Source organism: Microterricola pindariensis (assembly GCF_002936985.1).
In the GTDB taxonomy this organism is placed as follows: Bacteria; Actinomycetota; Actinomycetes; order Actinomycetales; family Microbacteriaceae; genus Microterricola; species Microterricola pindariensis.
In genome coordinates this window covers 12439-35639 of sequence record NZ_MPZN01000033.1, presented here as the reverse complement: position 1 = coordinate 35639, position 23201 = coordinate 12439, and the positions used below count along the sequence as shown (strand labels likewise).

General features: G+C 70.3%; 24 protein-coding genes and 2 tRNA genes. 10 read left to right on the top strand and 16 right to left on the bottom strand.

Annotation, left to right across the window (positions count from 1 at the left end; all coding sequences use genetic code 11):
- From GY24_RS10810 to GY24_RS10770, 9 genes are all read right to left on the bottom strand, one after another.
- Positions 1–691, bottom strand: a 691-nt coding sequence (locus GY24_RS10810) for a DEAD/DEAH box helicase (protein WP_133161170.1), incomplete at its 3' end; no start/stop codon positions are given.
- 4 nt (positions 692–695) lie between these two features.
- Positions 696–1487, bottom strand: a complete 792-nt coding sequence (gene tatC / locus GY24_RS10805; RefSeq protein WP_231919095.1) for a twin-arginine translocase subunit TatC — start codon at positions 1485–1487, stop codon at positions 696–698.
- Positions 1488–1490: 3 nt separating this feature from the next.
- Positions 1491–1700 carry a twin-arginine translocase TatA/TatE family subunit gene (tatA, locus tag GY24_RS10800; RefSeq protein ID WP_083363962.1) on the bottom strand — a complete coding sequence of 70 codons (210 nt, stop codon included), beginning with the start codon at positions 1698–1700 and terminating at the stop codon, positions 1491–1493.
- Complete coding sequence (locus tag GY24_RS10795; RefSeq protein ID WP_133161169.1) at positions 1693–2034, bottom strand: hypothetical protein; 342 nt, start codon at positions 2032–2034, stop codon at positions 1693–1695. The genes tatA and GY24_RS10795 overlap by 8 nt, the downstream gene beginning before the upstream one ends.
- 1 nt (position 2035) lies before the next feature.
- Entirely contained in the window at positions 2036–3043 is a 1008-nt protein-coding gene (locus tag GY24_RS10790) for a helix-turn-helix transcriptional regulator (protein ID WP_104475637.1), read from the bottom strand.
- Positions 3040–4035: a helix-turn-helix transcriptional regulator gene (locus tag GY24_RS10785; protein ID WP_233279314.1), complete on the bottom strand. Its 996-nt coding sequence runs from the start codon at positions 4033–4035 to the stop codon at positions 3040–3042. Before GY24_RS10785 ends, GY24_RS10790 begins: the two co-directional genes overlap by 4 nt.
- A gap of 19 nt (positions 4036–4054) precedes the next feature.
- Positions 4055–5020, bottom strand: coding sequence for an FKBP-type peptidyl-prolyl cis-trans isomerase (locus GY24_RS10780; protein ID WP_104475635.1), 966 nt, complete (start codon positions 5018–5020; stop codon positions 4055–4057).
- A gap of 81 nt (positions 5021–5101) precedes the next feature.
- A complete protein-coding gene (locus GY24_RS10775; protein WP_104475634.1) occupies positions 5102–6148 on the bottom strand; it encodes a tRNA (adenine-N1)-methyltransferase in 1047 nt (348 codons plus the stop codon).
- Positions 6145–6834 (bottom strand): HAD family hydrolase, encoded by a 690-nt coding sequence (locus GY24_RS10770; protein WP_233279313.1) that lies wholly within the window; start codon positions 6832–6834, stop codon positions 6145–6147. Before GY24_RS10770 ends, GY24_RS10775 begins: the two co-directional genes overlap by 4 nt.
- Positions 6835–6940: 106 nt before the next feature.
- On the opposite strand from GY24_RS10770, the gene GY24_RS10765 reads away from it, so the two are divergent.
- Positions 6941–7852, top strand: coding sequence for a proteasome assembly chaperone family protein (locus tag GY24_RS10765; protein ID WP_104475632.1), 912 nt, complete (start codon positions 6941–6943; stop codon positions 7850–7852).
- On the opposite strand, the gene GY24_RS10760 is transcribed toward GY24_RS10765, so the two are convergent.
- From GY24_RS10760 to GY24_RS10745, 4 genes are all read right to left on the bottom strand, one after another.
- Positions 7849–8508: a TetR/AcrR family transcriptional regulator gene (locus GY24_RS10760; RefSeq protein ID WP_104475631.1), complete on the bottom strand. Its 660-nt coding sequence runs from the start codon at positions 8506–8508 to the stop codon at positions 7849–7851. The genes GY24_RS10765 and GY24_RS10760 overlap by 4 nt on opposite strands.
- A 33-nt stretch (positions 8509–8541) precedes the next feature.
- Positions 8542–9978 (bottom strand): amidase, encoded by a 1437-nt coding sequence (locus tag GY24_RS10755; RefSeq protein ID WP_104475630.1) that lies wholly within the window; start codon positions 9976–9978, stop codon positions 8542–8544.
- 186 nt (positions 9979–10164) lie between these two features.
- The gene (locus GY24_RS10750; protein WP_104475629.1) at positions 10165–11019 is read right to left on the bottom strand and encodes an undecaprenyl-diphosphate phosphatase; all 855 of its coding nucleotides are present in this window, start codon (positions 11017–11019) and stop codon (positions 10165–10167) included.
- A 17-nt stretch (positions 11020–11036) separates the two neighbouring features.
- Positions 11037–12365, bottom strand: a complete 1329-nt coding sequence (locus GY24_RS10745; protein WP_104475628.1) for a M20/M25/M40 family metallo-hydrolase — start codon at positions 12363–12365, stop codon at positions 11037–11039.
- Between the two features lie 132 nt (positions 12366–12497).
- On the opposite strand from GY24_RS10745, the gene GY24_RS10740 reads away from it, so the two are divergent.
- Positions 12498–12581 (top strand) — tRNA-Leu (locus GY24_RS10740).
- 221 nt (positions 12582–12802) lie between these two features.
- Here the strand turns inward: GY24_RS10740 and GY24_RS17500 are convergent.
- Positions 12803–13168 (bottom strand): hypothetical protein, encoded by a 366-nt coding sequence (locus GY24_RS17500; protein ID WP_133161167.1) that lies wholly within the window; start codon positions 13166–13168, stop codon positions 12803–12805.
- Here GY24_RS17500 and GY24_RS10735 point away from each other — a divergent pair.
- Positions 13152–13388, top strand: a complete 237-nt coding sequence (locus GY24_RS10735; RefSeq protein WP_104475627.1) for an alpha/beta hydrolase family protein — start codon at positions 13152–13154, stop codon at positions 13386–13388. The two genes, GY24_RS17500 and GY24_RS10735, sit on opposite strands and share 17 nt — an antisense overlap.
- A 98-nt stretch (positions 13389–13486) precedes the next feature.
- A tRNA-Leu gene (locus GY24_RS10730) sits at positions 13487–13570 on the top strand.
- A 117-nt stretch (positions 13571–13687) separates the two neighbouring features.
- Here GY24_RS10730 and GY24_RS17660 read toward each other — a convergent pair.
- Entirely contained in the window at positions 13688–13837 is a 150-nt protein-coding gene (locus GY24_RS17660) for a hypothetical protein (RefSeq protein WP_161498724.1), read from the bottom strand.
- A 75-nt stretch (positions 13838–13912) separates the two neighbouring features.
- Here GY24_RS17660 and GY24_RS10725 point away from each other — a divergent pair, with 75 nt between their 5' ends.
- The gene (locus GY24_RS10725; protein WP_104475639.1) at positions 13913–14350 is read left to right on the top strand and encodes a VOC family protein; all 438 of its coding nucleotides are present in this window, start codon (positions 13913–13915) and stop codon (positions 14348–14350) included.
- A gap of 9 nt (positions 14351–14359) precedes the next feature.
- Here the strand turns inward: GY24_RS10725 and GY24_RS10720 are convergent, their stop codons facing one another.
- The gene (locus tag GY24_RS10720) at positions 14360–14794 is read right to left on the bottom strand and encodes a VOC family protein (RefSeq protein WP_104475626.1); all 435 of its coding nucleotides are present in this window, start codon (positions 14792–14794) and stop codon (positions 14360–14362) included.
- A 257-nt stretch (positions 14795–15051) separates the two neighbouring features.
- On the opposite strand from GY24_RS10720, the gene GY24_RS10715 reads away from it, so the two are divergent.
- From GY24_RS10715 to GY24_RS10695, 5 genes are all read left to right on the top strand, one after another.
- Complete coding sequence (locus GY24_RS10715; RefSeq protein ID WP_104475625.1) at positions 15052–16476, top strand: HNH endonuclease signature motif containing protein; 1425 nt, start codon at positions 15052–15054, stop codon at positions 16474–16476.
- Between the two features lie 112 nt (positions 16477–16588).
- Positions 16589–17278, top strand: a complete 690-nt coding sequence (locus GY24_RS10710; protein ID WP_104475624.1) for a nucleotidyltransferase domain-containing protein — start codon at positions 16589–16591, stop codon at positions 17276–17278.
- Between the two features lie 47 nt (positions 17279–17325).
- The gene (locus GY24_RS10705; RefSeq protein WP_193953562.1) at positions 17326–18069 is read left to right on the top strand and encodes a hypothetical protein; all 744 of its coding nucleotides are present in this window, start codon (positions 17326–17328) and stop codon (positions 18067–18069) included.
- A 23-nt stretch (positions 18070–18092) separates the two neighbouring features.
- Complete coding sequence (locus GY24_RS10700; RefSeq protein ID WP_104475623.1) at positions 18093–19742, top strand: DNA polymerase Y family protein; 1650 nt, start codon at positions 18093–18095, stop codon at positions 19740–19742.
- Positions 19742–23146, top strand: coding sequence for an error-prone DNA polymerase (locus GY24_RS10695; protein ID WP_104475622.1), 3405 nt, complete (start codon positions 19742–19744; stop codon positions 23144–23146). Before GY24_RS10700 ends, GY24_RS10695 begins: the two co-directional genes overlap by 1 nt.
- The last annotated feature ends 55 nt before the right edge of the window (positions 23147–23201 follow it).

Here is a 23201-nt window from a genome sequence, read left to right as displayed (position 1 = left end):
CGACGCCGGAGGAGTCGAACAGGTCGAGCATCTTGCCGCGCGCCAGCACGTGCTGCTCCAACGGCACCGGCCGCTCCTCGGAGACGATGACGTCGGTGTCGCCGCGGACGGCCTGCAGCCAGTCGCCGAACTCCTCGGCGTTGGAGACGGTGGCGCTCAGCGCCACCAGCCGGACCTCGCTGGGCAGGTGGATGATGACCTCCTCCCAGACGGCTCCGCGGAAGCGGTCGGCGAGGTAGTGCACCTCGTCCATGACGACGAAGGCGAGGTCGGCGAGCAGGTCGGAGTCGGCGTAGAGCATGTTGCGCAGCACCTCGGTGGTCATCACGACGATGCGCGCGCCCGAGTTGATGTTGGTGTCACCGGTGAGCAGGCCGACGTTCTCCGGCCCGTAGTCGGCGACGAACTCCTGGAACTTCTGGTTGCTGAGCGCCTTCATCGGCGCGGTGTAGAACACCTTCGCCGACGGGTCCTGCATGGCCTGGTAAACGGCGAACTCGGCCACGATCGTCTTGCCCGCGCCGGTGGGCGCGGCCACCAGCACGCTTCGTCCGGCCTCCAGCGAGGCACAGGCCGCCCGCTGGAACGGGTCGAGGTCGAAGCGCTGCAGTTCTCTGAACGCCTGGACGAGTGGGGTCTGGCGGTTGCTGCGGGAGGCCGCGTACCGCTCGGCCGGGGAGAGTGTGCTCACAGGCTCAGCCTAGATCGGCGTACTGGGCCTCGAGTGCACGCGCCCGCCTGGCGGCGCGCCAGTCGTGCAGGGCGGCGACCCCGTAGGCGGCGAAATAGAGCACGACCATCGGGATGGCCAGCAGGAACATCGAGACGACGTCGGCTGCGGGCGTCGCGACCGCCGTGAACAGGCAGATGACGAGGATGGCGATGCGCCAGGACTTGATGATGGATGCCGCGCTCAGCACGCCGGCGAAGTTCATCAGCACCATGAACACCGGCAGCACGAAGGCGATGCCGATGGCGAGCATCAGCTTGAGCACGAAGTTGAAGTAGGCGTTGGCCTCGAAGTAGGTGACCGTGTCGACTGGGGCGAAGCTCGCCATCAGGTTGACGATGTTCGGCAGCACGAACCAGCCGGCCGCGCACCCGGCGAAGAACAGCGGGACGGCGGTGAAGAAGAAGCCGAAGGTGTAGCGCTTCTCCGTCTTGGTGAGGCCGGGGGTCAGGAACGCGAAGACCTGGTACAGCCAGATCGGGCTCGAGAGAATCAGGCCGGAGTAGATCGCCACCTGCAGGCGCAGGTCGAACGCCGAGGTGATGTTCGGGTAGTTGATCTCCGCCCGGCGGCTCTCGGCGAGGGCCGTCACCGGTCCGCGCAGCTGCTCCCAGATCCACTCAGAGAACACCCAGCCGACGATCGCCCCGAGGAGGATGCCGATGGCCGCGAGGAAGAGCCGCTTGCGCAGCTCCAACAGGTGAGCGCCAAGCGGCATCTTGCCTTCGCGGCTGCGGCGCGTGTCGCGTTCGGTCACTCGTTACGGCTTGGGCGTCGCGTCGCCGTCGGTGCTGGCCGGGGTGGCCTCGCCCGCGGCGTCCTTGGCGGCATCCGGCTTGATCTCGGACTTCAGGATCTTCATCGACTGGCCGAGGCTGCGGGCCAGCGCGGGGAGCTTGGGTGCGCCGAAGAGAAGCAAGACAATAACGAGGATGACGATTGCGTGCCATCCGGTGAGTCCATTAAGCATGAGGTGGAGTCCAATTCTCGGTCGAGCGTACGAGTAGTTTACCCCGCGCAAGCCGGGCATCGCGGCGTTGCTGCCTGTGCAGGATCCGCGCGTTGCGATTGCCCTCCACGATGAGGGCGAGCTCGGCCTGGTCGCGGAACACAGCGGAGGGGGTGCGGTCAGGCGCCAGCTCGTCCAGCTGGGCGTCCAGGATGCTGAGCGCGTCGCCGAGCTCGCCGAGCTCGTGGGCGGCCGCGACGGTCTTGCGGAACAGGGTGACGCCGAAGTAGGCGAGCATGCCGACGAGGGCCAGCACGAGCCCGCCCCAGATCAACCACCAACTCCACCACGGCATGTCAGGCCCCAGCCCCTGCGTCATCCGCGGCGTACTGGGCGGCGCCGGCGGCGGCCCACTCGGCGACGAGGGCGCGCGCCTCGGCCGGTGCGAGCACCTCGACCAGCCCGGGCAGGCCGCTGACCAGGCGCTTGAGACCGTGGAAGTGGGTGACCCGGATGGTGAGCCGCACCTTGTCGCCGTGGCGGACGGTGCGCGCGCCCGGGGTCACGTAGTCGCTGATCAGCGGGAGGGCGTCGGCCGGCAGCTCGAGCTGCACGCGCAGGTCGTCCGCCGACACGTCGAACAGGCGGCTGGGCACGGCGACCTCGTCGCCGTGCGTCGCGATCGGCCGGTCGGTGCCGCGCAGGGCGCTGATCCGGTCCAGCCGGAAGGTGCGGACGGCGTGGCGCAGGTGGCACCAGCCGCGCAGGTACCAGTCCTGGTCGATCGACTCGATCAGGAGCGGGTCGACGACGCGGGACTCCCGCTCGCCGCGGGCGTTCAGGTAGTCGAACTCGACCTGCGTCTCGCCGCTGATGGCGGCCCGGAGCGTCGCGATCTCCTCGGCGCTGGCCTCCCCCGCCGTTGCGGTTTCCGCGACGGCCAGCTGGCTGGGCGCCGCGGACGCGCCGCGGGTGAGCTTGGCCATCAGGGTGGCGATGGCCTCCCGGTTGTCGTGCTCCGGCAGGGCGGCCAGGTACTGCAGGCCGGCGATGAGGGCGGCCGCCTCGCGGGCCGAGAAGCGGGGGGTGTCGTCGATGGCGACCTGGTGGGTGACCACGATCGTGTCGCGCTCGAGGTAGGCGTCCCAGTCGATGTCGAACAGGTCGCCGTGCTGGTACTGCTTGGTCTCCCCCGGCACACCGGAGACGGCGATCAGGGAGACCGCGTCGCGGATCAGCTCGGGGGTGACGGCGAAGTGCGCTGCGGCATCCGCGACGCTCACCCGGCGCTGGTCGAGCAGGTAGGGCACGAGGGCGAGCAGCAGGGCGAGCTTGTCCTGGGCGCGGAACGGCTGGGCGCTCATGCGTTGCCTCCATCCTGGTGCGTCCCGCTCACCTGGAGCAGGCGGGAGCGCACGGCCGCGCGGAGCTCCGCCGGCGCGTGCACGAGCACCTCCGGGCCGAAGCCGGCCAGCTCGTCGGCGAGGATGTCGAGGTCGGTGAAGTGCAGCTCGTAGCGGCCGGAATCGGTGGGGCTGACGCCGGAACGCTTGAGCAGGCGCAGTCCCGCGTCGCTGCCGGCGACGATGCCGAGCACGGCGACGTTGCCCTGCCAGACCCGCTGCAACTCGGCGAGGGAGCGCTCGGCGGCACCGGCGGCCGGGGCGTCGAACGTCTCGCCGGGCAGCGGCTTCACCGGCCCGACGATGCGGGAGAGCAGGAAGGTGCGCGGGGCGCGCGCCCGCTTGTCGAAGCCGCTCAGGTGCCAGCGGCTCTCGTGCACGACGAGGGCGTGGGGGTCGACGGTGCGCAGCAGCGGCTTCTTCTGGCCGGGCTTCAGGTAGAGGAAGCTCACCCGCTGCCGGCGGTCCAGCGCGAGCTTGAGCGGGCCGAAGGCGGCCTCGCGCACGCGTAGGCGCGGCGCGTAGCCAATGACGGCGTCATCCGTCTCGATGCCCAGCGAGCGCAGCTTGGTGATGGCCCGCCGGGAGTCCTCTGACAGCGACCCGTCGCGCCACACCGCGGCGGCCAGGCCGAGCAGGGCGTTCTCGGCGGCGGAGAACGTGACGTCGGCCGGTAGCTCGTAGAGCGCCCGCGGGATGCGGTAGCGGGCGCTCTGGCTGTCGCCCGGCCGGTCGGGGGCGTCGATGGTCTCGAGCGGGATGCCGAGCTCGCGGATGTCGTCCTTGTCGCGCTCGAACTGCCGGTCGAGACTGGCGTTGTCGCCGCCCAGCACGTAGCGCTGGCGGTAGCCCTGCACGGTGGAGAGGATCTCGGCCTTGCCGAGACCCTGCTCGCTCGCCAGGAGGGCGAGGACCAGGCTGAACAGCCGCTCCTCGACCGAGACCGCTACCACGCCCCCTGCCTCCATGTGACTAGACGATGCCGAGGATGTCGACGACGAAGACGAGCGTCGCGTTCGGCGGGACACTGCCGTTGCCCTGCTCGCCGTAGGCGAGCTCGGGCGGGATGACGGCGATGATCTGCGAGCCGACCTGCTGGCCGACGAGCGCCTCGGCGAAGCCGGGGATGACGCCGTTCTGCACGGTGGCCGAGCCGGGGGCCGCGGCGAAGCGGGCCGGGGCGCCGCGGGTCCAGCTGGAGTCGAAGACGGTCTTCGTGTCCCAGAGCACTCCGGTGTAGTGGACGACGATCTGGTCGCCCTCCTGCACGGTGGCGCCGTCGCCCTGCTTCAGCACGGCAACCTCGAGGCCGGTCGGCGCGTCGGCGGACGGGATGGTCACGCCGGGAACGCCGTCGGCGTCCAGGACGACGGACGGCAGGCCGTCGACGGCGGCCTGCGGGGTGCCGTTCGCCTGGGGCAGGAAGGCGCGGTTGACGTCGATGACGAACACGAGCGAGTCCTCGGGTGCGACGCCCAGCTGCGGGCTGCCCGCCTCGCCGAAGGCATCGGCCGGCGGGATCACCAGGGTGATCTGCGAGCCCTCCGTCGCACAGAGCAGGCCCTGCTGCATGCCGGCCATGAGCTGGCCCTCGGTCAGCGAGAACGACAGGTCGGAGGAGCCGTCGTATGCCGACTTCTCGATGAGCTCGCCGCTGGTGCCGTTGTACACGCTCCAGTCGAGCACGACCTGCTGGCCCTCGACGGTGCCGGGGCCCTCGCCTTCCCGCACGACGGTGCGCTCGGTGTGCTCCGCCTTCAGCGGCGTCGGGAACTCGACGCGCGGCGCGGTGCCGGCCTCGCCGGTGACCTCCACGATCGACGAGGACGAGCCGGACGGCACGGGGCTCTCGCAGCCGGGGCCGGTGCTCGGGGCGCAGGCGGTCAGGCCCACGGTGAGCAGGCCGGCGGTGATGAGCAGTGCGGGAAGCTTGCGCACGAGTCCTCGTTTCGATGCAGGGGAAGTCAGGTTTCGGATGGCGCGGGCCTGGTGGCCCCGGCCAGTTTACTCAGTGTCTGTTTACTCAGTGTCTGTTGCGGGCTCGGCGTCGTCGTCGGTGCGGGCCTTGGCGAGCTCGGCACCGGCCGTTGCGGCGCGGACGCGCTTGCGCAGGCTCTTCGCACTGACGCTGCGCTCGCCGAGGCTGCCCGGTGTCCACAGCTCGACGTCCTCATCGCTGAAGTCGCTCTTGGACGGGCGGCGCTTGAGCTCGGGCAGCTCGGCGCCGGGGGCGAGGCGGCGGGCGGTGAGCAGGAAGCCTGTGTGGCCGATCATGCGGTGGTCCGGGCGCACGGCCAGGCCCTCGACGTGCCAGCCGCGCACCATCGTCTCGCTGGAGTCCGGGTTGGTGTAGTCGCCGGTGGCGCGGATCGCCTCGGCCACGCGGGAGAGCTGGGTGACGGTGGCGACGTAGCAGAGCAGCACGCCGCCGGGCTTGAGCGCGGTCGAGACGGCCGGCAGGCACTCCCAGGGGGCGAGCATGTCGAGCACGACGCGGTCGACGCTGCCCGGCTCCGTGACCTCGGGCAGGGCATCCGAGAGGTCGCCGAGGGTGATCGACCAGTTCTCCGGGTCGTAGCCGAAGAAGGTGGCCGCGTTGCCGCGGGCGACGTCGGCGAAGTCCTCGCGGCGCTCGAAGGACTTGAGCGTGCCGGCCGGGCCGATGGCGCGCAGCAGCCAGAGCGAGAGCGCCCCGGAGCCGACGCCGGCCTCGACGACGGTTGCGCCGGGGAAGATGTCGGCCAGGCCGATGATCGCCTGGGCGTCCTTGGGGTAGATGATGGCGGCGCCCCGGGGCATCGCCATGACGAAGTCGTTCAGCAGCGGGCGCAGCACCAGGTGCTCGATGCCGACGTTGTTCGCGATGACGGAGCCGTCGGGCTGACCGATGATGTCGTCGTGGGCGAGGAGGCCGCGGTGGCTGTGGAAGACCTTGCCCGGCTCGAGCATGAAGGTGTTCAGCTTGCCCTTGGGGCCGGTGAGCTGCACCCGGTCGCCGGCGCGGAACGGCCCGCTGTTCTGCGGGCGGCCGTACTGCGGGCGGGAGTCTGCGGACTGGTCAGTCATGGGGTCACCACTTCTTGGTTCTGTGAGGTCTCGACAAACACGGTGGCGATGTCGGAAAGTGTGCGGCCGGCCAGGCTCGGCCACAGCGTGTAGCCGGGGTGCTCTGGCAGTTCGACGATGTGCGGGACGGCGATGGTGACGGCGCCGGATGCCGCCGCGGCGGCGACCCCGGGGACGGAGTCCTCGAAGGCGACGCAGTGCTCGATGGGCACGCCCAGTTTGCTGGCCGCCAGCAGGTAGGCCTCCGGGTGCGGCTTCGGGTTCTCGACGTGATCGCCGGCCACGATCAGCCGGAACACCGGGAAGCCGATCAGATCGACGATCTGCTTGGCCATCGACGACATCGACATCGTGACCAGGGCGGTCGGCACGCCCCGCTCGCTGAGCTCGGCGAGCAGTGCGCGGGCGCCGGGGCGCCACGGCACGCCGTCGGTCTTGAGCAGCTCCTGCACGCGGTCGGTGAGTCGCTGGATGATCTCGTCGATGCTGAGCGCCACGCCGGCCTCCTGCAGGATGGCGGCGGACACGCTCAGGCCGTTGCCGACCATCTGGAGCCCGTCCTCGTGCGTCCAGCTGCCGCCGAAGCTTCCGACGAGCTCTTCCTCGGCTTGCATCCAGTACGGCTCAGTGTCGACGATGGTGCCATCCATGTCCCAGAGAACAGCGGCAGGAGAGTCAGTAGTCACAGGGATCAAGTCTAGAGGAGCGGAGCCGGGCATATCCTTAGCACGATGGGCTGCACGGGCCCGTCGCAGAAAGAGCGGAGACGTTTCGGTGACGACGAGCAGCAGAATGCTGAGTGGACGCATCCTGGTGGTGGCGTTCGAGGGATGGAACGACGCCGGCGAGGCGGCATCCGGCGCGGTGCGCTCGCTGCAGGAAGAGCTCGAGCTCACCGAGATCTTCTCCGTCGACCCCGAGGTCTACTTCGACTACCAGTTCAACCGGCCGACGATCGGCATCGACGACGACGGCAAGCGCACCCTGACCTGGCCGAGCACCGTCATGTACGGCCCGAGCGCCCCCGGCGAGCCGAGCGAGTCACTCGCGGCGGATGCCGAGATGCAGGTGAGCGGCGCCAACGACTCCAACATCTACCTGTTGCTCGGCACCGAGCCGTCCCGCACGTGGAAGGGTTTCACGAGCGAGGTCATCGACGCGGCGCTCGCCGCCGATATCGGGGGGATCGTGTTCCTCGGCGCCATGCTCGCCGACGTGCCGCACACGCGGCCCATCTCGATCTTCACCTCGAGCGACAACGCGCAGGTGCGCGCGGAGCTCGACATCGAGCGCAGCAACTACGAGGGGCCGATCGGTATCCTCAGCGTCATCGCCGACGCCGCCGAGCGGGTCGGCATCCCGACGCTGTCCATCTGGGCGTCGGTGCCGCACTACGTGCACCACTCGCCGTCGCCGAAGGCGATGCTGGCGCTGATCGACAAGCTGGAGGAGCTGACCGACGTCACGATCCCCCGCGGCGACCTCGTCAGCGAGGCGGCCGTCTGGGAGGCCAACATCGATGAGCTCGCCAGCGAGGACGAGGACATGGCGTCCTACATCGCCCAGCTGGAGCAGGCGCGCGACACGGTGGACTCCCCCGAGGCCAGCGGCGAGGCGATCGCCCAGGAGTTCGAGCGCTACCTGCGCAAGACCAACCCGGACGGCAAGGACGGCAAAGACGGCAAGGCCGGCGGGCCCCGCTAGCCCGCCTCGATCGAATCGAGGATCGCCTGCACCCCGGCGCGGTAGACGACCAGGGTGTCCATCTCGAGGAGGTCGCCCCGCAGCCGGACGAGTCGCGGGAACGGGGCGAGGGATTCCGCGTCCAGCATCCCGATCCACGGCACCGACGAGCCGGGGGCGCTCTCCCGGCTCAGCTCAAGGGCCATGCCCGCGGCGAAGGCGAGCGTGTGCCCGGCGTAGGCCCCGTAGGCGTCGATGAGCCGCTGGCCGGACAGGCCAGCCTGTTCCAGCGCCTCGAAGATGAAGTCGAGCGAGGCGAGCTCGCCGATGCCGCGGCCGTCGACGAGCGGGGAGAGCTGGCCGATCGCGGGGGCTTCGAGGAAGGTCTCCGCGAGCGCATCGGAGTACCGGGCGAGCCGCAGCCGCCAGGACGGCTCGCTGCGGTCGACGCGGGACAGCGCCTCGCCGTACAGCCGGTCGACGGCGGCCCGATGCAGCTCGTCCTTGTCGCGGAAGTGGCGGTAGATCGCGGCAGCGGTGACGCCGAGCGCCGAGGCGAGCATGCGAATGCTCACCTCGGCGCGCGGCGTCTCCCGGGCGAGGGCGAGGAGCGCGTCGACGATGCCGTCCTGCGTGAGCAATCGGGTTCGCGACCCGGCCGTTCTCGTTGTTGCCACGTCGATTCTCCTCGCCCTGCCGGCTCAGCCTGTCTACACGGAGCGCTGGCCGTATGCCGGCCGGTGCGCCTCCTCCTGGTACCAGTCGCCGCGGCCTGCCTCGATGGCCGCTCCGACGTCGAACACGATCTCCTCAGCGTAGGGGGCGCCGACCACTTGCACGCCGATCGGCACGTCATCGGCGGACCGGCCGACGGGGACGGCGAGCACGGGGTTGCGGTTGGCGATGTTGAACGGGGTCGTCATGGCGCCCGAGATGTAGCACTCGTTGGCGACGCCGTTGATGGTGATGCCGTCGATGTAGTACTCGTCGGCGAGGAAGGCGGGCACACCGGCGACGGGGCAGACGAGCGCGTCGTACTCGGCGAAGACCTTCGCGAGCGCCTCGTGCACCTGCACCTCGCGCTCGAGGCCGCCGAGCACGCCGTACTGGTTGAAGTACTTGGTGGCCAGCTCCATGGCCTGCAGCGTGTACGGCTCGAGCTGGTCCATGACGCCCATCTCGGTGATCTCGGCGATCCAGGGCACGAAGATCGTGCCGAAGTGAGCCCAGGCCGTCTGCATGACGAACTCGTGGTCGATCGGCACGGTGATCTCGGTGACGGTCGCGCCGGCGGCCTCGAGCCAGGCGCGGCTGGCGGCGACGGCATCCCGCACGTCGTCCTGCACGCCGTAGTCGCCGAGGGTGAGCGCGAGGGCGATCCGCTTGCCGGTGAGGTCGGCGTTCGGCACGATGGTCGGGGCGCCGGGCAGACTCACCGGGTCGTCCGGGTGCTGGCCGGAGATGACGTTCTGCAGCAGCGCGACGTCGGCCACGGTGCGGGCCATCGGGCCGTCGGTGCAGTAGCGGTCGAGGTTCGTCGGGGCGAGGGCGGGGTTGCGGCCGTAGGGCGGCTTGTAGCCGACGACGCCGTTGAACGAGGCGGGGATGCGGGTCGAGCCGCCGATGTCCGAGCCGGTGCCGAGCGGGGCGTAGCCCGCCGCGAGCGAGGCGCCCGTTCCGCCGGAGGAGCCGCCGACGGCGAACTTCGGGTTCCACGGGTTGCGGGTGATGCCCCAGAGCTTGCCGCGGGTGTAGCCGGCGATGCAGAACTCGGGCGTCGTCGCACGGATGAGCGGGATGCCGCCGGCCTCGGCGATGCGCGTGATGATCGGGTGCGTCGCCTCGGCGATGTTGTCCTTGAACAACGGGCTGCCGTTGGTCTCCGGGAGGCCCTCGATGGACTGCTCCTCCTTGAGCACGACGGGCAGGCCCTCGAGCGGGCGGGCGGTGCCGTCCGCGTAGCGGCGCTCGGCCTCGGCGAGGGCCTCGTCGATGGCCAGGCGCTCCCCCGTCGTCGCGTTGATCGTGCCCTCGGTGGCGTTGATGTGCTCGATCAGCTCTGCCGCATAGGCGGTGGGCGTCAGGCTGCCATCCCGGAAGCGGGAGAGGACCTCCGTCGCAGAGAGGTAGGCGTGGGGCGTCGTCATCGTTGACTCCTGTTCGTGGGCGCGCCCGGGCATCGGGCATGACGCGAGCTTAGGAAGCCGCGTGACCTTAAGTCAACACTGTTCACTTACCTGGTCGCATTCGGTGCGCCGGCCGGATGCCCCCGGCAACGGAACAGGCCGGCCGCCCCGCAGAGCGGGGCCGGCCGGCCTGATAGATGTGCGGTGCTACGCGGCGATGACTCCCGTGGCCAGCAGGCCGAACAGCGCGAAGCCGAGCGCGATCCGGTAGATCACGAACGGCAGGAAGCTGCGCTTGGAGATGTAGCTCATGAAGAACGCGATCACGACGAGGCCGACACCGAAGGCGATGACCGTGGCCACGAGCGTCTCGAGCGGCCCGAACACCTCGGGCAGGCATCCGCTCGCCCCGGCGACGCAGGGGTCGGTGATCGAGTTGTACACCTGGTAGAGGCCGCTGCCGAAGACGGCGGGGATGGCCAGCAGGAAGGCGTAGCGGGCGGCCGCGGCGCGCTCGTAGCCGAGGAACAGGCCCATGGTGATCGTTCCGCCGGAGCGCGAGACGCCGGGGACGAGGGCCAGGGCCTGCGCGAAGCCGAACGCGACGCCGTGCGGATAGGTCAGCTGGTCGAGCTTGCGCCGCTTGGCGCCGACGTAGTCTGCGACGCCGAGCAGGATGCCGAAGACGATCAGCATGGTCGCGGTGATCCAGAGATTGCGCAGCGTCGTCTCGATCTGGTCCTTGAAGACGAGCCCGAGGATCGCGATCGGCAGCGAGCCGATGATGATCAGCCAGCCCATGCGGGCGTCCGGGTCGTTGCGCGGCAGCTTGCCGACCAGGGACTGCGCCCAGCGGCTGATGATGCGCACGATGTCACGCCAGAAGAAGATGACGACGGCGAGCTCGGTGCCGATCTGGGTGATCGCGGTGAACCGGGCGCCGGGGTCCTCACCGGTGCCGAGTAACGACCCCACGATGCTGAGGTGGGCGCTGGAGGAGATCGGCAGGAACTCGGTGAGTCCCTGGACCAGGCCCAGGATGATGGCGTTGATGAAATCCATGTACTGCAGTCTCCGCGTTAGTAAGTGGTGAGCAGATCTCGGAGAACCTGCCTGCCAAAGACTAATGCGTCCAGCGGAACGCGCTCGTCGACTCCGTGGAACATCGCGGGGAAGTCCATGCTCTCTGGCAGTCGCAGCGGGGCGAAGCCGTAGCCGGTGATGCCGAGCAGGCTGAGCGCCTTGTTGTCGGTGCCGCCGGAGAGCAGGTAGGGCAGAACCGGGGCGCCCGGGTCGTGCCGCTGCAGCGTGCCGGTGACCGCATCGACGAGGGAGCCGCTGAACGGCGTCTCCAGCCCGATGTCGCGGTGCATGATGACGACCTCGATGTCGGGGCCGACGAGCCCGCGCACCTCGGCCAGCACGGCCTCCTCCTCACCGGGCAGGGTGCGGATGTCGATGAGGGCCTCGGCCGTGTCCGGGATGACGTTGTGCTTGTATCCGGCCTGCAACAGGGTCGGGTTCGTCGTGGTGCGGAGCGACGCCAGCAGGAAGCCGGAGGCCGAGCCGGTGGCCAGCGCGAGCTCGTCCGGCCCGACCCGCTGCGGGTCGGCATCCAGGATTCGGGCGATCTCGGCGAGCATGTGGCTGGTGGTGTCGGTGAGCTTGATCGGCCATTCGCGCCGGCCGAGGGTGGCGACGGCCTCCGCCAGCTTGGTGACGGCGTTGTTGTGGATCAACCGCGAGCCGTGCGCCGCCTGGCCGCGGGCAACGAGCTTGATCCAGACCAGGGCCTTCTCGCCCGTCTGCAGCAGGTAGGAGCGCTTGTCGCCGATCGTGATGGAGTAGCCGCCCACCTCGCTGATGGCCTCGGTGGCCCCTGCGAAGAGCTCGGGGTGGTTTCTGACCAGGTGGTGCGAGCCCTGGACTCCCCCGGCCTCCTCATCGGCGAAGAAGGCGACGACCAAGTCACGCTCCGGCTGCTGCCCCTGGCCGAGGATGTCCTGCAGCGCGGTGACGATCATGGCATCCATGTTCTTCATGTCGACGGCGCCACGACCCCAGAGCATGCCGTCTTTGACCACGCCACCGAAGGGGTCGACGGACCAATTGGCCGGATCGGCCGGGACCACGTCGAGGTGGCCGTGAACGACGAGGGCCGGCTTCTCGGAGTTGCGCCCCCGCACCCGTGCGACGACGCTGGTGCGCCCGGGGTCGGCGTCGAAGAGCTGCGGCTTCAGGCCGAGCGCGCGCAGGTGCTCCGCCATGTACTCGGCGGCCTCTGTCTCGCTGTTCGCCCTGCCCTCGCCGTAGTTCGAGGTGTCGAAGCGGATGAGATCACGCGCAATGACGGCAGTGGCGTCGAGCTCAGAAATATTGTCTGCAGGAGAATCACCGGGTTGGGGCATGGATTCACGCTACCCGACCGCTCGCGCACTCGGCGTGTCGTGCGCCCGGTGTCGCGAACGCTCAAAACCCTCTCGGAATCCGTGCTAATCTCGTCTTCGGCCGCTGAGAGATCAGCAGCCAGAAACAACACTGCGCGGGTGGCGGAATTGGCAGACGCGCTAGCTTGAGGTGCTAGTGCCCTAACGGGCGTGGGGGTTCAAGTCCCCCTTCGCGCACAGTGTGAAGCTCGGTTTCTTTCGAGCTTGGTGCGAGAAAAGGCCGTACGACCGAGGTTTGGTTGTGCGGCCTTTTTTCATGCCCTTCTCGGCGACTGCTCGCCCGTTGCCGGCAGGCATCCGCATTGCGATAGTTGAACATGGCCATCTCGCCGCGATCGCCCACCGCGGGAGACCTCCGTGGGTGTTTGGCGGAGTCACCGCGAGTCGTTTCGACGCGCTCAGGACCGGTTGAGTGTGCCGAGCGCGGGAACGGCGAGCCGGTGCTCGCCATCCACGGCACCCCCGGGGGCTGGGACCAGGGGCTCGTGGCGGGCGAGTATCTGCGCCTGAACGGTTTTCGGATCATCGCGCCGAGCAGGCCCGGATACCTGGGAACCCCGCTCTCGACGGGGCGCACCTTCGCCGAACAGGGTGATGCCCTGGCGGCGCTGCTCGACGCGCTCGAGATCGACCGCATCATCGCGTTCGCCGTTTCGGGCGGCGAAACTCGCGGCGATTCCCGGGCGGACGGCGCTGCTGGAGGCGACGTTTCGCGCGTCGCTCGGCTCGGCGCGACGACGGCAGGGCATGAAGAACGACTTCACCCCATTCACGCCCGCCCCGCTGCGGCGCGTGTCGTGCCCGACGCTGATCGTGCACGGGCGCTCGGACACGGCGGCGCCGCCGTCCAACGCCGAATTCGCCCACGAGCACATCGCCGGCTCCGCGCTCTACTGGATGGATGGGTCCCACCTCGCCTTCGGTCTCGAGGCCGCCGACACGGCGCCGGCGTATGTGCTGGGCTGGCTGCGCGATGAGCACTGACCAAGACACGCCCGGCATGGTTGCACGGTGCGGCTCATGCCAGAGTTACGTGCTAATCTCTCCTACGTGCCGCTGAGAGATCAGCTGCAGAAACACATGCGCGGGTGGCGGAATTGGCAGACGCGCTAGCTTGAGGTGCTAGTGCCCTAACGGGCGTGGGGGTTCAAGTCCCCCTTCGCGCACACTGTGTTGAGACAGTCTGTTTCGTAGGAAATAGAGCAGAAAAGGGCCGGATCGAAAGATCCGGCCCTTTTCTTTTGCCGTTTTGTCTCTGGCCCGCTGGTTGAGCTTGTCGAAACCTAGTAGCCCGGAATCACGAGCACCAGCTTGCAGCGCGGGCAGCGGTGGCAGGATTCGAGGCCCTCAGCGGTGTCGACGCCATCCGCGTGCATTTCTGTGCCGCAGGCCGGGCACGGCGGGCCAGTGAAGAGGTCGTCGAAGTCGTTCACACCCCCAGTGTGCGCCATCTGACGGGCGGATGCCGCCAGCAGCGCTGCTCAGCTCGACTCAGTACCATGCAGCGCATGGTCATCAAACTGGAGAACGTCGGCATCGCCGTGCGCGACCTTGACGCAGCGATCGCCTTCTTCACCGATCTCGGGCTCACCGTCGCGGGGCGCGACACGGTCAGCGGCGAGTGGACAGACACGGCCGTCGGGCTGGACGGCAACCACGCCAACATCGCACTGCTGCAGACACCAGACGGACAGGGGCGTGTGGAGCTCTTCGAGTACATCCACCCTGCTGCGATCGAGACGGAGCCCACTCTCCCGAACGAGATCGGCATGCACCGCGTGGCGTTCTCCGTCGACGACATCGACCAGGCGCTGGCGATTGCCGCGCGCCACGGCTGCCACCCACTGCGTGGGGTGGCGACATATCGGGACGTGTACAAATTGACGTACCTCCGCGGCCCCAGCGGAATCCTCGTGATGCTCGCCGAAGAGCTGAAGAAGGGCTGAGCGCCCGCTCTAGCTCCCGCTCGAGCGCCCGTCGAGCTCCTGGAACAGCGTGATCTGCAGCCCTGCGGGCGCGGACAGCCGGGAATTCAGCGACCGCCACGGGGTTTCCCGCGGCGGGGCGATGAGGGTGGCGCCGCCACTCACCAGGTTCTCGGTCGCGGCGGCGGAGTCGTCGACCTCGAACGCGACCCGCATCCGTGCGCTCCGCGTGCCGTCGGCCTCGACGGCGTCGATCATGCGGACCTGGGCCGGGTTGGACAGCTCCAGCGTGGCTCGGCCCACATCGAAGATCGTGACCTTGGCGCCGTCGCCACCGTCGAACACGGCCTCCTCGGTGAGGCCGAGCACGTCGCGGTAGAAGGCGACCGCGGTCTCGTAGTCCTCGGCCTCGACGACGAGGCGAAGCTGGCGCACGGCAGGGGTTGCTCTCTGTTCAGCAGTCATGCTCGAACCCTAGGGCTCGGCGCTGCCGCGCGGATGCTTTCCTCCCTGGCGGCTCGAGGGGGCTCGTGACCGTCGCCTCCCCACGTCGGCTGGAGCGAGGAACGAGCGAAGGCCCGGAGCCAACCCGCAACGCTCACCCCCGCCGACCTCCCCGCAAGGTCACGATCAGGTAACAGAACCCGAGCATCACTCAGAAAAGGCCTGTTTTGGGCCTGTTTTCGGCTTGGAGTGTCAGTGGTCGGTGAGACGCTTCAAGCATGGAAACGCAGCCGATGCAGGCCCCCAGGACCGGGTTCGACCCGGTGCTGGACGCGGACCTAGCCGAGCTGAGTTCGGGGGCTTCCGCGGAGTGCGCGCTGCAGGCCGAGCGCTACCGGCGGATCGATTCCGCCGTTCGCCGGGCGATCTCCATCGCCGACCCGCTCGGCGGCCGACCCTCCCTGGACGAGCAGTTCGCGAGGCGCAGCATCACCGCCGAGCTGGCCCTGGTCCTCCGGGTGCACGAGCGGACCATGGTCGGCCTCATCTACGAGGCCGGGCAGCTCTGCGGGACCTTCACCAACACCCTGGCCGAACTCTCCGCCGGGGCCATCACCGTGCGGCACGCGCGCGAGATCCTCGCCGCGGCCGTCTTCCTGCCGCCGGCCCTGCATGCCCGGTTCGAGCGGGAGGCGCTTGGCAAGGCCCGCACCATGAACGTGTCCGCGTTCCACCGGGCCGTGGCCCGGCTCCGCGACCGGCTGCACCCGGACGCCCTCGCCGAGCGCGCGGCCCGGTCGAGGGCGGACCGGCGGCTGGTGTTCGAGCCGGACGCCGATGGGATGGCCTGGCTGCACCTCTACCTGGAGGCGGAGAAGGCGCTGGCCATCAGCACCCGGGTGGGCGATCTTGCCACGGAGGCGCAGAAGGAGGCCGCCGAGGCCGGCGAGCTGGGGGCAGACGTGGTGGCAGCGAATGAGGCCGCAGGCGAGACGGCGGACGGCATCCTCGGCTCGGGCACCCACGCCCAGCTCGAGGCGGACATAGCCGCCGAGCTCCTCCTCGGCCTCCCAGCCCAGAGCACCCACGACCGCCAGACCCACATCCCGACGTTGGCGTTCTTTCGCCCGGAGGTGTTCGTCGCCGTCCCGAAGATCACGATCGGTATCGACACGCTGATCGGCACCTCGGAGGAGCCGGCCGAGCTGCACGGCTACGGCCCGATCGACGCCGACACCGCCCGGCGACTCGTCGCCCAGGCGCCCACGCTGTACCGCATCCTCACCGACCCGCTCGACGGCACCCCGCTGCAGCTCGACCCCACCCAGTACCGGCTGTCCGCGTCGATGCGGCGCTGGATCCTCTACCGCGACGAGACGTGCCGCTTCCCCGGCTGCACGCGGAAGGCGGAGCGCTCCGAGACCGACCACACCCGGGCCTTCGAGAACGGCGGGCTGACCGTCGAGGCGAACCTGGCGGTGTTGTGCAAGAAGCATCACCGGCTCAAGCACAACTCCCGCTGGCGGGTCCAGCAGACCGGCAACGGGAACCTCAGATGGAACTCGCCGAGCGGCCGCGAGTACACGACCAGCCCGTCCCGCATGCAACACGCACCACCGGCCGGCCCAGCGACCGGCCCACCGGAGCCATCCCGGTCGCAGGTTTCGGCAGGCTCAACCAGGGGGAACGAGCCACCCTTCTGAAACCGCGGAGGTGCTCCGGGTTCGGTCGCACGCTCCCTCACGCCGACGTGGGGAGAGGTGCCGAGAGGCGCGCGTGGAATCAATGAGCGGACGTGATCGCTACGATCGCCGTGTGAGCTACGTCGACCTGAGCAACCGCTTCGTCTCCGATCACTTCCCCGGCGCCGCCATCGCGGTGATCGGCGGGAGCACCGCGCGCGGCACGCGAACCGCGACGAGCGACATCGACCTGCTCCTCGTCGGCGAGGCGCTCTTCGCCGACGAGCGCTCAAGCCTGGCCGGCAGCTATGCGTTCGATGGCGAGATCTTCGAGGTTTTCGCATACACACCCGAGGCATTCGACGAGTGGAACCGCAGAGACATCGAGCAGCATCGGCCGGTGCTCCTGCACATGCTGCTCGAAGGTGCCGAGGTGCGGGGCGGGCGTGAGCTGGCCGAGCTCCGCGCGCACTGGCGCGACGTTCTCGGGAACGGGCCCTCGGCATCCGCACAGGAGCTGGCCGCACGGCGTTACGTGATCACCGATCTGCTCGACGACCTCCGTGACGCATCCGACCCGCTGGAGCGGCACGCCATCGCCTTTACCCTGTTCGAGAGGGCAGCCGAACTGCTGCTCCTCTCCAACCAACGCTGGCTCGGAACCGGCAAATACCTGCCGCGGCGGCTGCGCGAGTGGGACGCCGCGCGGGCCGACGCTTTGGCCACTCCGCTGCTGCGCGGTGATCTCGCCGCGTTCGCCGACCGGGTCGACCGCGAACTGCACAGTGCCGGCGGGCGGGTGCAGGCCGGCTTCATCCGCTGAGCGCCGATTGACTTTATAGAACATAAGTTCGACACTTAAGTGTGTCCATGCTCGCCGAGAATCTCCAGACGATCGAGACCACCGGCGCGAACGCCCGGGTGCTCGAGCTGCAGGCGCGCATCCGCAGCATGCAGGCGACGACGCTCGACAGCAAGGCCCTGCCAACACTGCCGGCATTGGCATCCATTCTGCCCGGCGGCGCACTGCGCCAGGGCTCGGTGTACTCACTGGCCGGCTCGACGACACTGGCCATGGCCCTGCTGGCCGCGCCGTCCGCCGCCGGCTCCTGGTGCGGAGTGGTCGGCGCACCCGACTTCGGCATCGAGGCCGCCGCACGCTTCGGCATCGAGCTGGAGCGGCTCGTGCTGGCGCCCTCCCCCGGCGATCAGTGGCTCACCGTCACCGCGGCCCTCGCCGATGTGCTCACGGTCGTCGTCACGCGCCCGCCGCGCCGGGTCGGCGACGCGGATGCCGCCCGCCTCAGCGCCCGGCTGCGGCAGCGCGGCGCCACCCTCCTCGTGCTCGGCGACTGGCCCGGCAGCGACGCGACCCTGCGGCTCGACGGCGGCGACTGGCAGGGACTCGGCGACGGGCACGGCCACCTGTCCGGCCGCGAGGCGACCGTGACCGCGACGGGCCGGCTTGGCTTCGACCGCCCGCGGACCGCCCGGCTCTGGCTGCCCGACGCGCACTCGGCGTTCCGCGCCGCAGGGTCCGCCGCCGCGACGGGCCCCATGCCGGCCGGCGTCATCCCGCTGCGACGCGCCGCCGGTTTCGACGGATTGACTTAATCGAACAAAGATTCGAGACTTGAATGATGCAGGGATCGGAGAAACTGGGACGCACCATCGTGCTCTGGCTCCCCGACTGGCCGGTCACGGCGGCCCGCCAGCTCAGCGAACCTGACGAAGCCGGCGAGCCAGACGAGGCCACCGACCCCGCCGCGCCGCTGGCGCTGATCGAGCACGGCCTGGTCTTCGCCTGCTCCGCCGCCGCACGCTCTGCCGGGGTGCAGCGGGGCCTGAAGCTCCGCGAGGCGCAGTCGCGCTGCCCGGATCTGCTCACCCTGCCCTACGACCCCGCCCAGGACGCCCGCGCCTTCGAGCCGGTGCTGGCCGCGCTGGAGCAACTCGTCCCCGGCGTGCAGCTGATGCGTCCGGGCACCGTCGCGATCCGGGCCCGCGGCCCCGTGCGCTTCTACGGCGGCGAGGAGCAGGCGGCCGCCGCGCTGCTCGACGGGCTCACCGTGCAGGGCGCAACGACGGAGGGCCTGCTCGGCGAGCCCGGGGTGCGCGCCGGCCTCGCCGACGGGCCGTTCGCCGCCGAACAGGCCGCCCGCGCCACCACCGCCGAGCGCCCCGTGCGGATCATCGCGGACGGCGCCTCCGCCGCCTTCCTCGCGCCGTTCCCCATCGGCATCCTCGTCGACGCCCGGATGGGCACCCTGCTGCGCCGGCTCGGCGTCAGCACCCTCGGCGAGTTCGCGGCGCTGCCCGCCGTCGACGTGCACCGCCGCTTCGGTGCCATCGGGGCCGAGGCACACGCCCTGGCCGGGGCCGCCGACGGCCGCGTCGTGGTGGCCAGGACCGTGCCGAAAGACTTCGACGCGGTGATCGAGTTCGAGCCGCCGCTGGACATCGTGGAACAGGTCGCCTTCGGCATCCGCGCCGCCGCCGACGAGTTCGTGGACGCCCTGACCCGCTCCCGGCTGGTCTGCACGGCGATCCGGGTGCAGCTGGTCACCGAGCGCGGCGCGGTCTCCGAGCGCAGCTGGCTGCACCCGCGCTGGTTCACGGCGGCGGATGTCGTGGACCGGGTGCGCTGGCAGCTGCAGGGCGGCGCATCGATCGGCTCGGGACTGCGCTCCGGCGTCACCCGGGTGCGGATCACCCCGGAGCGCACAGACTCGACCGGCAACCACGAGCAGGGCCTGTGGGGCACCGGGCCGGACGAGCGCATCCACCACGGGCTCACCCGGGTGCAGAGCATGCTCGGCCACGAGGGCGTCGGAACGGCCGTCATCGCCGGCGGCCGGATGCTCGCCGAGCGCACCGTCTTCGTGCCGTGGGGCGACGCCCCGCCGCCCGCCGCTCCCGGCTCGGCTGGGGCTCCCTGGCCGGGCAGCCTGCCCCAGCTGGCGCCGGCGAGCGTCTTCGGCGGCCGGCGGAGCGTCACGGTGCTGGACGAGCACGGCGACGGCGTCGACGTCGACGCCCGCGGCATGCTGAGCGGCGCCCCGGCGAGCCTCGGCATCGGCGACGCCACCCCGCGGGGCGTGCGCGCCTGGGCCGGGCCGTGGCCCGTCGTCGAGCGCTGGTGGGATGCGGCATCCGCCCGCCGGCTCTACCGCTTCCAGGTGGTGGATGCCGCCGGCATGGCCTGGCTGCTGGCCTACGAGATCAACGACGCCGCGATCGACAGCGGCACCGACGCCCTCTGGTGGGCGGAAGCCAGGTACGACTAGTGGGCTGGAGCAACCCGCCCAGGTCCTGGTCCGAGATGGAGCGCACCCTCTCGGACAAGCCGGCGCGCCCGGAGAGCCGTCCGGAGAGCCCGCTCTCCCGCAAGCGCGAGCCGTACCGGCCGAAGACCATCGAGACCGAGCACGCCGGCGAGGTGGTGCCCTACGCCGAGCTGCACGTGCACTCGCACTACAGCTTCCTCGACGGCGCCAGCTCGCCCGAGCAACTGCTCGAGGAGGCCAAACGACTGGGCCTGTCCGGCATCGCGCTCACCGACCACGACGGCTTCTACGGCGTGGTGCGGCTGGCCGAGACGGCCGAGAGCTACCCGGAGGTGAAGACGATCTTCGGCGCCGAGCTCTCCCTGGGCCTCGGCAGCCCGCAGAACGGCATCGCAGACCCGGAGGGCAGCCACCTGCTCGTGCTGGCCCGGGGCGAGGCCGGCTACCACCGGCTGGCCGCCGCCCTCACCGATGGCCAGCTGGCCGGGGCGGAGAAGGGCCGCCCGCTCTACGACCTCGAGCAGCTGGGCGAGCAGGCCGGCGGGCAGTGGCTGATCCTGACCGGATGCCGGAAGGGCCGCGTGCGGCAGGCGCTGGCCGCCGCGCCGACACCGGCGGAGGGCGCAGAGGCCGCGGCCGCCGAGCTCGCCGAACTGGTGCGCCTGTTCGGGCACGACAACGTCGCCGTCGAGCTGTTCGACCACGGCCATCCGCTGGACAGCACCGTCAACGACGTGCTCGCCGCCCTCGCGCGAGACGCCGGCCTGCCCGTCGTGGCGACGAACGTCGTGCACTACGCGACCCCGTCGGAGCACCGGCTGGCCTCGGCCGTCTCCGCGGTGCGGGCCCGGCGGAGCCTGGACGAGATGGACGGCTGGCTGCCGGCATCCGACGGGGCACACCTGCGCTCCGGGGCCGAGATGGCGGCCCGGTTCGCCCGCTTCCCCGGGGCCATCGAGCAGACGGTGGTCTACGCCGAGGAGCTCGCCTTCACGCTGCGGAGCGCCCGGCCCGGGCTGCCCAAGCAGGACGTGCCCGACGGCCACACGCCGATGAGCTGGCTGCGCGAGCTGGTCTGGCAGGGCGCCGCCCGCAAGTACCCGGGCATGACCCCGGCCATGCGCACCCGCATCGAGCGCGAGCTGGAGGTGATCGAGCTGAAGGACTTCCCCGGCTACTTCCTCATCGTCTACGACATTGTGCGGGAGGCGCGCAGTCGCGGCATCCTCTGCCAGGGCCGTGGCTCGGCGGCGAACTCGGCCGTCTGCTACCTGCTCGACATCACCGCCGTCGACTCGATCTTCTACGACCTGCCGTTCGAGCGCTTCCTCTCCAGCATCCGCGATGAGGAGCCGGACATCGACGTCGACTTCGACTCCGACCGGCGCGAGGAGATCATCCAGTACGTCTACGCCAAGTACGGCAGGCACAACGCGGCGCAGGTGGCGAACGTGATCAGCTACCGGCCGAAGGTGGCGGTGCGCGACATGGCCAAGGCGCTCGGCTACAGCCCCGGCCAGCAGGACGCCTGGTCGCGGCAGATGGAGCGCTGGGGCAGCACGGTCAAGGCCAGCGACCCGGAGGCCGAGATTCCGGATGCCGTCGCCGAGCTCGCCACGCAGCTGCTGACCTTCCCGCGCCACCTCGGCATCCACTCCGGCGGCATGGTGCTCACCGACCGGCCCGTCGGCGAGGTGTGCCCGATCGAGCACGCCCGCAAGGAGAACCGCACGGTGCTGCAGTGGGACAAGGACGACTGCGCCTGGATGGGCCTGGTCAAGTTCGACCTGCTCGGCCTCGGCATGCTCGCCGCCCTGCAGTACGCCTTCGACATGGCGCGTGACGTGCTCGGCGAGGAGTGGAGCCTGGACACCATGCCGAAGGAGGAGGCCGGCGTCTACGACATGCTCTGCCGGGCCGACTCGATCGGCGTGTTCCAGGTGGAGAGCCGCGCGCAGATGGGCACGCTCCCGCGGCTGAAGCCGCGCCGCTTCTACGACCTCGTCGTGGAGATCGCCCTGATCCGGCCCGGGCCCGTGCAGGGCGGCGCCGTGCACCCCTACATCCGGCGGAAGACCGGCAAGGAGCCAATCACCTACCTGCACCCGAAGCTGAAGCCGGTGCTGGAACGCACCTGCGGCATCCCGATCTTCCAGGAGCAGCTGATGCAGATGGCCGTCGCGGTCGGCAACTGCACGGCTGAGGACGCCGACCTGCTGCGCCGGGCCATGGGCTCCAAGCGCGGCGTCGAGAAGATCGGCAAGCTCAAGGCGAAGCTGTACGCCGGCATGGCCGAGAACGGCATCGACCTGGCGACATCCGACCTCATCTACGCCAAGATCGAGGCCTTCGCGAACTTCGGCTTCGCCGAGAGCCACTCCCTGAGCTTCGCCCTGCTGGTCTACGCCAGCTCCTGGATCAAGCTGCACTACCCCGGCGTGTTCCTCGCCGCGCTGCTGCGCGCCCAGCCGATGGGCTTCTACTCGCCGCAGTCCCTCACGGCGGATGCCCGGCGCCACGGTGTGCAGGTGCTGCGCCCGGACATCCTGCGCTCCGGCGTGCACGCGGTGCTGGAGGAGCTGGACGGGCCGCGAACCGCCGGCATGGACAGCTGCCTCGACAAGCTGCAGCCGCCCGTGCCGGAGGGCTTCGAACGCGCGCAGCCGAACGAGACGGCTTCCCACCGCCGCGACGGCGGCTACGCGGTGCGGCTCGGCCTGGCCGACGTCTCCGGCATCGGCGAGGGGCTGGCCGAGCGCATCGTCGCCGAGCGGGAGGCGGCCGGCCCGTACCGCAGCATGGCCGACGTGTCCCGCCGGGTGGGCCTGGACACCGCGCAGCTGGAGGCGCTCGCGGCGGCCGGGGCGTTCTCGGCGCTCGGGATGGAGCGGCGGGAGGCGCTGTGGAGCGCCGGCGACGCCGCCCAGGACAAGGCGCAGTACCTGGCGGGCTCCGTCGTGGTGTTGCAGCCGCCGCTGCTGCCGATCCTCAGCGCCTCAGAGCAGGTGGTGTACGACCTCTGGGCGACCGGCATCTCCCCGGACGACCACCCGGTGCGGCACGTGCGCGCGGCGCTGGAGAGGCGCGGCGCGCTGCCGGTCGCGAGTTTGGAGACGTGGGAGTCCGGCCGCCGGATCGAGGTCGGCGGCGTCGTCACGCACCGGCAGCGGCCGGGCACGGCCGGCGGCATCACCTTCCTCAACATCGAGGACGAGACGGGCACCCTCAACGTGATCGCGAGCGTCGGGGTGTGGGACCGCTACCGCCGGATCGCCCGGGAGTCCCCCGCGCTCATCGTGCGCGGCATCCTGGAGCGCACGGAGGAGGGCGTGGTGAACCTGCTCGCCGACCGCTTCGAGGCGCTCGGGGTGAGCGCGGCGCAGCGCTCCCGCGACTTCCGCTGACGCCCCTCACACCCACCTCGAGCGGATGACGCCCGCTCATCCGGCTTGATGTCGG

Bases quoted from the DNA above. Each gene is read 5' to 3' on its own strand.
- GY24_RS10745 (WP_104475628.1), bottom strand. From the start codon at position 12,365: ATGCCCCAACCCGGTGATTCTCCTGCAGACAATATTTCTGAGCTCGAC.
- GY24_RS10705 (WP_193953562.1), top strand. From the start codon at position 17,326: ATGCTCGCCGAGAATCTCCAGACGATCGAGACCACCGGCGCGAACGCC.
- GY24_RS10700 (WP_104475623.1), top strand. From the start codon at position 18,093: ATGATGCAGGGATCGGAGAAACTGGGACGCACCATCGTGCTCTGGCTC.
- GY24_RS10735 (WP_104475627.1), top strand. From the start codon at position 13,152: ATGAAGAACGACTTCACCCCATTCACGCCCGCCCCGCTGCGGCGCGTG.
- GY24_RS10720 (WP_104475626.1), bottom strand. From the start codon at position 14,794: ATGACTGCTGAACAGAGAGCAACCCCTGCCGTGCGCCAGCTTCGCCTC.
- GY24_RS10775 (WP_104475634.1), bottom strand. From the start codon at position 6,148: ATGACTGACCAGTCCGCAGACTCCCGCCCGCAGTACGGCCGCCCGCAG.
- GY24_RS10750 (WP_104475629.1), bottom strand. From the start codon at position 11,019: ATGGATTTCATCAACGCCATCATCCTGGGCCTGGTCCAGGGACTCACC.
- tatA (WP_083363962.1), bottom strand. From the start codon at position 1,700: ATGCTTAATGGACTCACCGGATGGCACGCAATCGTCATCCTCGTTATT.
- GY24_RS10765 (WP_104475632.1), top strand. From the start codon at position 6,941: ATGCTGAGTGGACGCATCCTGGTGGTGGCGTTCGAGGGATGGAACGAC.
- GY24_RS10795 (WP_133161169.1), bottom strand. From the start codon at position 2,034: ATGCCGTGGTGGAGTTGGTGGTTGATCTGGGGCGGGCTCGTGCTGGCC.
- GY24_RS10725 (WP_104475639.1), top strand. From the start codon at position 13,913: ATGGTCATCAAACTGGAGAACGTCGGCATCGCCGTGCGCGACCTTGAC.
- GY24_RS10790 (WP_104475637.1), bottom strand. From the start codon at position 3,043: ATGAGCGCCCAGCCGTTCCGCGCCCAGGACAAGCTCGCCCTGCTGCTC.
- GY24_RS10755 (WP_104475630.1), bottom strand. From the start codon at position 9,978: ATGACGACGCCCCACGCCTACCTCTCTGCGACGGAGGTCCTCTCCCGC.
- GY24_RS10715 (WP_104475625.1), top strand. From the start codon at position 15,052: ATGGAAACGCAGCCGATGCAGGCCCCCAGGACCGGGTTCGACCCGGTG.